Annotated in this window: 10 protein-coding genes and 2 pseudogenes; 5 read left to right on the top strand and 7 right to left on the bottom strand. The window is 69.4% G+C overall.

Features of this window, described 5'->3' with window-relative positions:
- Positions 1-567 (bottom strand): annotated as a pseudogene (locus C1I97_RS25360) (aminopeptidase N); the annotation flags it as partial.
- A 136-nt stretch (positions 568-703) separates the two neighbouring features.
- Here C1I97_RS25360 and C1I97_RS25355 point away from each other — a divergent pair.
- The gene (locus C1I97_RS25355; protein WP_111005489.1) at positions 704-1,378 is read left to right on the top strand and encodes a mycothiol-dependent nitroreductase Rv2466c family protein; all 675 of its coding nucleotides are present in this window, start codon (positions 704-706) and stop codon (positions 1,376-1,378) included.
- Positions 1,379-1,387: 9 nt separating this feature from the next.
- Here C1I97_RS25355 and C1I97_RS25350 read toward each other — a convergent pair whose 3' ends face one another.
- The 4 genes from C1I97_RS25350 to C1I97_RS25335 form a co-directional block, all read right to left on the bottom strand.
- Positions 1,388-1,609 carry a hypothetical protein gene (locus tag C1I97_RS25350; protein ID WP_111005488.1) on the bottom strand — a complete coding sequence of 74 codons (222 nt, stop codon included), beginning with the start codon at positions 1,607-1,609 and terminating at the stop codon, positions 1,388-1,390.
- Positions 1,610-1,911: 302 nt separating this feature from the next.
- Entirely contained in the window at positions 1,912-3,297 is a 1,386-nt protein-coding gene (locus tag C1I97_RS25345; protein ID WP_111005487.1) for an amino acid permease, read from the bottom strand.
- Between the two features lie 160 nt (positions 3,298-3,457).
- Entirely contained in the window at positions 3,458-3,778 is a 321-nt protein-coding gene (locus C1I97_RS25340) for a helix-turn-helix domain-containing protein (protein WP_111005486.1), read from the bottom strand.
- Between the two features lie 310 nt (positions 3,779-4,088).
- Complete coding sequence (locus C1I97_RS25335) at positions 4,089-4,451, bottom strand: hypothetical protein (protein WP_146608284.1); 363 nt, start codon at positions 4,449-4,451, stop codon at positions 4,089-4,091.
- A 721-nt stretch (positions 4,452-5,172) separates the two neighbouring features.
- On the opposite strand from C1I97_RS25335, the gene C1I97_RS25330 reads away from it, so the two are divergent.
- The 3 genes from C1I97_RS25330 to C1I97_RS25320 all read left to right on the top strand — a co-directional run bounded on the left by C1I97_RS25330 (position 5,173) and on the right by C1I97_RS25320 (position 6,619).
- Positions 5,173-5,385, top strand: coding sequence for a hypothetical protein (locus C1I97_RS25330; protein WP_111005484.1), 213 nt, complete (start codon positions 5,173-5,175; stop codon positions 5,383-5,385).
- A gap of 116 nt (positions 5,386-5,501) precedes the next feature.
- Entirely contained in the window at positions 5,502-5,759 is a 258-nt protein-coding gene (locus C1I97_RS42755; protein ID WP_111005483.1) for a helix-turn-helix domain-containing protein, read from the top strand.
- Positions 5,756-6,619, top strand: coding sequence for an IS3 family transposase (locus tag C1I97_RS25320; protein ID WP_111005482.1), 864 nt, complete (start codon positions 5,756-5,758; stop codon positions 6,617-6,619). The genes C1I97_RS42755 and C1I97_RS25320 overlap by 4 nt, the downstream gene beginning before the upstream one ends.
- Positions 6,620-6,735: 116 nt before the next feature.
- Here C1I97_RS25320 and C1I97_RS25315 read toward each other — a convergent pair whose 3' ends face one another.
- The gene (locus tag C1I97_RS25315; RefSeq protein WP_111005481.1) at positions 6,736-7,107 is read right to left on the bottom strand and encodes a helix-turn-helix domain-containing protein; all 372 of its coding nucleotides are present in this window, start codon (positions 7,105-7,107) and stop codon (positions 6,736-6,738) included.
- 615 nt (positions 7,108-7,722) lie between these two features.
- On the opposite strand from C1I97_RS25315, the gene C1I97_RS25310 reads away from it, so the two are divergent.
- The gene (locus tag C1I97_RS25310; protein ID WP_111005480.1) at positions 7,723-8,301 is read left to right on the top strand and encodes a biotin transporter BioY; all 579 of its coding nucleotides are present in this window, start codon (positions 7,723-7,725) and stop codon (positions 8,299-8,301) included.
- Positions 8,302-8,403: 102 nt separating this feature from the next.
- Here the strand turns inward: C1I97_RS25310 and C1I97_RS41740 are convergent.
- Positions 8,404-8,485, bottom strand: a pseudogene (locus C1I97_RS41740) (biotin transporter BioY); the annotation flags it as partial.

The following is an 8,485-nucleotide window of genomic DNA, read 5'->3' as shown; positions in this document are numbered from 1 at the left end:
CCCACCACCCTTCTGCGGAAGCGCTCCGCGCCCTTCTTCGATGCGCTCGCCCGCCCCGTTGCTCCACACCGTCCAGTCCTCCGGCGCCCGCACCTCGAAGCGGAAGGGCGCCTTGAGGTCGGGCTGCTCGAAGTTGGCGAAGACGCGGCGGGAGTCGGCCGGCTCGTACTGGGTGTAGAGGTAGACCTCGCCGTCCTCCGGGTCGACGAAGCGGTGCAGGCCCTCTCCGGTGCGGGAGTAGGCGCACTGGGCGTCCACGACCAGCTCGTTGTCGGCGGCCAGGTCCTCCAGGGCGATCCGGGAGCCGTCGAAGACCTCGCTGGGGTCGAGGTCCTTGCCGTTGAGCGAGACGGCGGTCACGCTCGGCGCGATCAGGTCGGCGAAGCTGGAGGCGCCGGGTTCGTTGCAGCGGAAGCGGATCGTGGTCACGGACCGGAACGTCCGCGTCCCCTCCCCGGTCTGCTCGCCCACCGCGGACCGCACGTCCAGGGACACCTCGTATCCGTCGACGGACAGCAGCGCGGCCCGCTCCCGGGCCTCGTCGCGGGACAGATTCTCACCGGGCACGGGCGGCACTCCCTCGATTGTGTTCAGGATGTGGACAGGATCGATCCTGCCATGTGCCCCTGACCCGCGGCAGCCGGGAATGCGCGGGCAGACGATCATTGTTGACCGTTGAAGAACCGAATTCCTGAGGAGAGCCATGCCCGAGACCACCCCCACCGCGACCCCGTCGTCCGGCAGGACCCCCGTCGACTTCTGGTTCGACCCGCTGTGCCCCTGGGCCTGGATGACGTCCCGGTGGGTGCTGGAAGTGGAGAAGGTGCGGGACATCGAGGTCCGCTGGCACATCATGAGCCTGGCGGTGCTGAACGAGCCCAGGCTGGACGAGCTGCCCGAGGACTACCGCGACATGCTCACCACCCAGGCGTGGGCGCCGGTGCGCGTGGTCACCGCGGCCTGGCAGAAGCACGGCGAGGACGTCCTCGGCCCGCTCTACACCGCGCTCGGCACCCGCTTCCACAACCGCGGCGAGGGCCCCACCCGCGAGGCGATCGCCGCCGCCCTGGAGGAGGTGGGCCTGCCCGCCGGCCTCATCGAGTACGCCGACCAGGAGGACTTCGAGTTCGACGCCGAGCTGCGTGCCTCCCACAAGGAGGGCATCGAGAAGGTCGGCCAGGACGTCGGCACCCCGGTCATCGCCGTCCCCGGCCCCGACGGCGAGCAGATCGCCTTCTTCGGCCCGGTGGTCACCCCCACCCCGAAGGGCGAACAGGCCGCCCGCCTGTGGGACGGCACCCTCGCGGTCGCCTCGGTCCCCGGCTTCTACGAGCTGAAGCGCACCCGCACGGTGGGCCCGGACTTCGGCAACCTGTGACCCGGCCGGTCACCGGAAGGTCTCGGGGAGGCTGAAGCCCTTCGCCTGGCGCCAGTGCGGCTGGACCCACAGACACCGTCCCTTGGGCGTCCGGCTCTCGCACCGCCACCAGCCGTGGCCGTCCTGCACTCCGCGTGCCTCGTTGATGAACCTCGCCTCCTGCGGGCCCACCTTGCTGAACGGCTGCGGCTTCTTCTCGGGGCAGTTGGGGCAGTGGATGTAGTCGGGCATGCGTGCCTCCAGTTCCGGCCGCCGGGTCGCTCTGCGCTGTTTGCCGGAATGGGGATCGTAAGGGCGCGGATGTCGCGTCGCGAGCCCGGAACCCGTCCCGCCGGGGCGGCTTTCCGGGCGGAAGCCCCCGCGAGTCGCTCTCCCCCAAGGGGGGAGCCCACTCGCGGGGGCTTCCTTGCTTTCCGCCCGCCCGGGTGAAGGGTGAGAAGACGATCACCGGGCGCAGGCCCCGTCCCGGGCCGCTATTGCAAAACTAGGGCAACTGCGGTTGGGCGACCACAAGCCCCTGGGGGCGTGTTGGGTCAGCTCCGCCCGCGGGTGCGCTGCCAGGCGCAGCCGATCGCGGCCAGGACCAGCGTCATCCCGCCCGTCGAGTACAGCTGCACCCGCGTGCCGGGCTCCCGGGCCATCAGGACGAAGACGGCCGCCATGCCGGCCAGGGCCACCCAGGTGAGCCAGGGGAACGCCCACATCCGTACGACCAGCTTCTCCGGCGCCTCGGACTCCAGCCGGCGCCGCAGCCGCAGCTGCGAGACGGCGATGAAGATCCAGACGACGAGGATCACCGCGCCGATCATGTTCAGCAGCCAGGGGAAGACATCGCTCGGCCGCCAGTAGCTGAGCAGCACGCACACGAAACCGAAGAAGCAGCTGCCCAGCACCGCGACCCGCGGGACCCCGCCCGAGACCTTCGCCAGCGCCCTGGGGCCCTGACCGCGCTCGACCAGCGAGTACGCGATGCGCGAGGCGCCGTAGATGTTGGCGTTCATCGCGCTCAGCAGCGCGACCAGCACCACCACGTTCATCAGCCGGCCGGCGCCCGGGATGCCGAGGTGGTCGAGGGCGGCGACGTACGGGCCCTTCGCCACGACCTCCTCGGAGTCCCACGGGACAAGGGTGACGACGACCGCCATGGAGCCGACGTAGAACAGCGCGATGCGCCACATCGCCGTACGGACGGCGCTCGCCACGCCGCGCACCGGGTTCTCCGACTCGGCCGCCGCGATGGTCACCGTCTCCAGGCCGCCGTAGGCGAAGACGGAGGCGAGCAGGCCGACGATCAGCCCGTTGGCGCCGTGCGGGAGGAAGTCGGTGAGGTTCGAGGCGCCCGGCGCGTGGGTGCCGGGCAGCACGCCGGCGATCGCGAGGACGCCGAGGACCAGGAACAGGGTGATCGCGCCGACCTTCAGCGCGGCGAACCAGAACTCGAACTCGCCGAAGTTCTTCACCGCGGCCAGGTTCGTGCCGCAGAACACCACCATGAACAGCGCCACCCACGCCCACTCCGGCGTGCCCGGCAGCCAGCCGGTGACGATCTTCGCGGCGCCGATGCCCTCCAGGCCGACCGCCGTGCACAGCAGCACCCAGAACGACCAGCCCGCGGTGAACCCGGCCCACGGGCCGAACGCCCGCTCGGCGTGTGCGGAGAACGAACCCGACGACGGGTACGCCGCCGACATCTCGCCCAGCATCCGCATCACCAGCATCACGAGCAGGCCGGACAGGGTGTAGGCGACGACGATCGAGGGTCCGGCGGCGGCGATGCCCGCGCCGGATCCGACGAACAGGCCGGCGCCGATCACACCGCCGAGGGCGATCATCGACAGGTGGCGCTGCTTCAGGCCGTGGGACAGGGAGGCGTCGTCCGCCCGCGGGGGCCGTTCGACGGTGATGGTGCTGCGGGGCATGGGGGCGGCTCGTCCAGTGTGTGGGGGCAGGTGCGAAAACCCCCACAGTCTGGGTGGACTCCTCGCCGGCACGAAGCTGCCGTCCATCATCCGGACGCGTTTGGCGCACAGGGTGAGACGGTGGCTACGCCGCGAGTGGCGTGGCGCCGGGCGGCGGGACTCACAGCGACGGCCTCGCCCGGTCCGTCCGCCGCTGGTGCGCGATCGAAGCGCCTCCGGCCTGCTCGTCCGTCTCGGCGGCCGTGGTCTGCCGGCCGGCGCCCCGCCTCTCCGGGACGAGGAGATCGGAGGGGGTGCAGTCCAGCACTTCGCAGATGATGTCGAGGTCGTCGAGGCGGACGGTCAGCGGACACCTGGAAGACCACAGGTGGGACATCTTGCCCAGGGAAATGACCAGTCCGGCGTCCGCGAGCATCCGCTGGAGATCGCAGGCTTTCCAGATGTCGCGCTGGGCCGCGACCATCCGCAAATTCCACTTCATCGACGTGTCCCTCCGATCCCTGGAATCCGGCGGAACGGGAATCGTGGGGCCGGTCGGCGAGGATTCCGTGGTCGATGGACAGGAATGGAATCGGCGGTTGCCGCGGCTGTGAAGCGGACGGCACCTCTGTGGCTGGTGTCGCCCATGTGTTCTCCTCCAGGGTTTTGAGGGGATCGTCCCGGAAAGGGGGAAGCGTTGAAAGCACCCTCTTGCCGTGCCCGGACCGGCGGGTGGGGAATTCCGCCCTTTTCCATGCTGCGCCGCCCGCAGTCACGTTTTCATGACGGCGGGCGGCACAGATTTCTTCGGACTAACGACGCCAGTAGGGGTAGCAGTCCCGGTCGTGGTCGTGGTGGCGGCAGTTCAGGTCCCGGTGCCGGTCCCAGCCGGAGTGCCGGCCGCAGTCGCGGTAGCGGTGGTTGTTGCGGTGGCCGTGACGCCAGTGGTCACCGCGGTCGTGGTGGCGGTACCGCCCCATGTCATCGGTGTGACGGTACCTGAAGGGGTCGTTGTCCCGCGTGTGGGACGGCATGCCCCGGACGAACGAGGACGCCACCGGCGTCGCAGAGGTCTTCGCCGGAAGAGGAGCTGCGGCTGCCTCCGCCGAGAGCGGCACCACGACAGCGCCGGCCGCCAGAAGCGCGCCTGCCACTGCCTTAGCGATGGTCTTCACCTAATCTCCTTTCGAACACCAGGGCTTGGGTTCCGCCCTGTTGCTGGAACTGACGCTACATCAAACTGATCGGCATTCACGGAACGCTGAGTCGCAGTCAATCCGCAGCAGACCCGGACGAGATGCGGAAACAGCAGCTCAGCGGCGTTGTGGAAAGTCTTCTGGAAATTCGCGCCACGCCTGGTCATGACACCCGGCCAGGCGAATCTCCTGGCCGGCCGGAGCGAACCGAAAAGGTGCACAAAAAAGAGTCCGACCGCGTGAGGAATTCGCTTTGAATGCCCCGTATTTCTCGGAGTCGCACAATGAGAAAATGTGCTGCGGCCTGGTGGAACGGGCGAGGAGCGGACATGGGCTTTGGACCGGCTTTTCCGGAGTGCGCTCCTTGCTGGGAGAGCGCGTCGGCCGCCCTGCGGCGGGGCGGCGCCGGCCCTCCCGTGGTGTGCGCCACCAGGGATTTGAACAAATGAACGCTTTTGGATGCATGTCGGAAATAGCTTGTTTGCGTGAACCTCCCTTTTTCGGCTACCGTCCACGCTCTCCGGACGAATCGTCCGGAGACTCTGGACGGCGGGGTCGGCGCATGACCACGCCTCCTTCTTGCGGGTCTGCCGTGCAGGCCTCGGCGGCCGGGTGCTCCATGGCCCGGCCGCGGAGGGCGCAAGGCCCCGACCCGCCTCCGTTTCGCGCACATCCCTTCATCGCTGAAAGGTGTTTCCCGATGAACAACGACCAGCTCGAGGCCGAGACCGCTGAACTCCTGCCGGGACGTGAGGCGCTGGGCAAGTTCTCGTTCAACTTCGCCAGGATGGCGACCATCTCGAAGAAGATCGCGCACGTGGACGCCCACAACGAGTCGGCGGCGGTGAACCAGTACTCGCCGTTCGCGGTCGCCCAGTCCCAGGCGACGCAGGCCATCAGCGTCCGGCAGTAACACGCTCCCGGTGCAGGGGCAGGCCGGGGGCCTGCCCCTGCACCGTCACGTCCGTCACGTCCGCCACACAGCGCTTTCGCCCATCCTCCGGCAGCGGCAGGAACGAGTGTGATCCAGTGAGCAGTCCTCATCCCGCAGCACTGCGTACCCGCGCCCTGGAGCTGGTGTCCGAGGGTCACTCGGCAAAGGAAGTGGCACGGCAGCTGGGCATCCCCCCGCAGACCGTGTACCGCTGGCAACGCTCCCGCGCATCTCAGTCGAACCTGACACAGGCCCGTACCCGGATCGAGGAACTGGAGGGAGAAGTCCTCCTGTGCCGCAGGGTCATTGACGTCATGAGGCAGGTGATGCCCCCAAAAGACGTTACGAAGTGATCTCTCTGGTGGCGGCGCAGGGTTTCCCGGCACGCAGGGTCATCGCACTCCTCGACGTCTCGGAGTCCGGGTACTACGCCTGGCGCGAACGCACCCCGTCCGCACGGTCGCTGCGCCGAGCCTGGCTGGCCCGCATGATCCTCGACATCCACAGGGAGTCCGGCTCGACGTTCGGATACCGCCGTGTGAGGAAGGAACTCGAACACCGTTACGGCATCAGCGTCAGCCACGGAACCGTGGAACTCCTCATGAACCAGGCCGGTATTCGTGGAAGAGCGGGACACCTGCGCGATCAGGCACTGCAGAGGGCCGCCCGCCCGCAAAGCCACCGCTGGATCGTCGACGTGCTCGCCTTCAGCACACTCCAGGGCTCCTTGTACACGGCCGTCGTCCTCGACATCACATCCCGCCGTCTGATCGGCTGGAGCACTGCGGCAACAGCGGAAACCGCACTCGTCCACCGGGCCCTCGTCGCGGCCATCACCCGCGGCGCCGGCACGGACCCGCCCGCCGAGACCGCGCAGCACGACCCCCTGGCCTGCTTCTTCACCGAGCGAGCCGTCACCCTGGAATGCGCCCCCGTCTCCGGAGCCATGGGGGACTGGTACGACCACGCCGTGGTCGAGGCCTTCTGGGAAGAAATCCACCGTGAGCCGGCGGGCCCGGACTCCTGGCAGGACGCCGAGGTCCTCGAAGCCGAACTCATCGAGACCTTCGAGCACTTCACCCGGCAGGAGCGAGCCGCCGGCCGGCGCGCCCACCCACATCGAGGGCGGATCAATGCAGACGACACCTCAGGACCACCGAGTGCGCCTGTACGGCGCCCTGGAGGCCGTATGCGTGCCCCTCGGCGTCGCTGACGTCCGGGCCGTCTTCGCACTGGCCGAACTCGACTGCGTCACCGTTCAAGCCGTCATCGACTGGATCAACGCGGCACGAACGCTCGCACCCGATGCGACCGGTCCGCACGCTCTCCCTACCGGGACTCCTCCGCCCGCAGCAGCGACTCGACGAGAACGGCCACATGCCGACGATCCGTCGGGCTCAGCTTGTGCACGCTCGCGATGAGGATTTCCACCTCGGGATCCGCGATCTCGGGCGCATCCTCGAAGTACAGGTTGACGCCGGCGGCCTCGGCCGCAGCCCGCTGCACCGGCGCCACCGGTATGCCCAACCCCCTGGCCAAGCCCTCCAGCGTGGTCTGTTGAGGCATCCGCGCCAGTCGTGCCGACGTCGCCAGATGGTGGACCGTTGAACGGGAGATGCCGCCGCGGCGCGCTACGTCGCTGTAGGACCAGCCGTTCTGATCCAACTTGTGCCTGATCATTTCCTGCAGTGTGTTGGGCACCGCCGGTTCTTCCTGTGGAGAGTGGGAACAGCCGCCTGTCAATGAGTCTAACGGCCCCACCCTCAGGTGGTTCTGCACCTTCTTCCCGTCGCCGCCCTGTTCGCCTGCGCAACGGCGCAGGCGAACACCCGGGCGCCGGGGTCTGCCGGTCTCCCAGATCGCGCACCAGGCGGACGAGCTCGCCCGCCGGGTCAAAGCCGTCCTCGACCGTGAGGCGGCGCGCGCACCGCGCGGCAGTGACAGCGACCCCTTGGCCCGCTTCGCGCCGACCGTGACCATGCACCGTCACGTCCGGTAGATCCGGCCGCAGCCGCTCAGGGCCGCGGCCCCCCACCGCGGCCCTGAGCACCACGGCAGCCCGACGGAGGGGACGGGTGCAGGCGGCAGGCGATGAGCGGTTTGGTGGGACTCCACAGTTCTCGCCGGGCCGGAGAAGTGGCGGAAACCGCTCCACCTCAGTGATCGGCGTCACGTCCCGTCAGGTGTACGGCCCTTCCTTTGTCCGAAGGTCACCAAGTGTCCGTTCCCCCCTTGTCGAGCGCTGACGGTGATCGCCGCGCGGCCGCTGGGATAGCGTCACCGTGTCCCGAACTGCCCTCACTCCGCGGAGTCCCCATGAGCACCGCCGCCACCCCCGCCCGTACCGGCGTCGTCCTCGCCGACCTGCTGCCAGCGTCCCGCGTCCGGGACATCGCGCTCGTGGTGGGCGGCGCCGCGCTCACCGGAGTCGCCGCCCAGATCGCGGTGCCCGTTCCGGGCTCCCCGGTGCCGGTGACCGGCCAGACCTTCGCGGCCCTGCTGGTGGGCACCTCGCTCGGCGCCGGCCGCGGCTTCCTCTCCCTCGTCCTGTACACGCTCGCGGGCGTCGCGGGCGTGCCGTGGTTCGCGGACGGTGCCTCGGGCGCGACCTCCGTCTCCTTCGGCTACGTCCTCGGCATGCTGCTCGCCGCCACCGTCGTCGGTGCCCTGGCCCGCCGCGGCGGCGACCGCAACGCCTGGCGCACGGCCGGCACGATGGTGCTGGGCTCGGCGGTCATCTACGCGGTCGGCGTGCCCTACCTGGCCCTGGCCGCCGACATGTCCGCGTCCGCCGCGATCGCGGCCGGCCTCACCCCGTTCCTGATCGGCGACGCCCTGAAGGCCGCCCTGGCCATGGGCCTGCTGCCCACCGCCTGGAAGCTCGCCAAGAAGTGACGGCTGACCGCTCGACGCCGTAGTTCCCGCGCAAGAGGTTCGCCGGGTCGCATCGCGACGCGGCGAACCTCTTGCGCGTTCCACACCGTCAGGCCCGCCCCTCCCGCGGTCGCCGCCGCGGCGGGCCAGGGCACCGACGACGGTGGCGGCGAGCAGCATGCCGAGGACGTAGCCGAAGGAGACG

This window comes from Streptomyces sp. NTH33 (assembly GCF_003236365.1).
Classification (GTDB): Bacteria; Actinomycetota; Actinomycetes; order Streptomycetales; family Streptomycetaceae; genus Streptomyces.
Note: the sequence above shows the minus strand (reverse complement) of the source record. Positions and strands in the feature narration are given on the sequence as shown.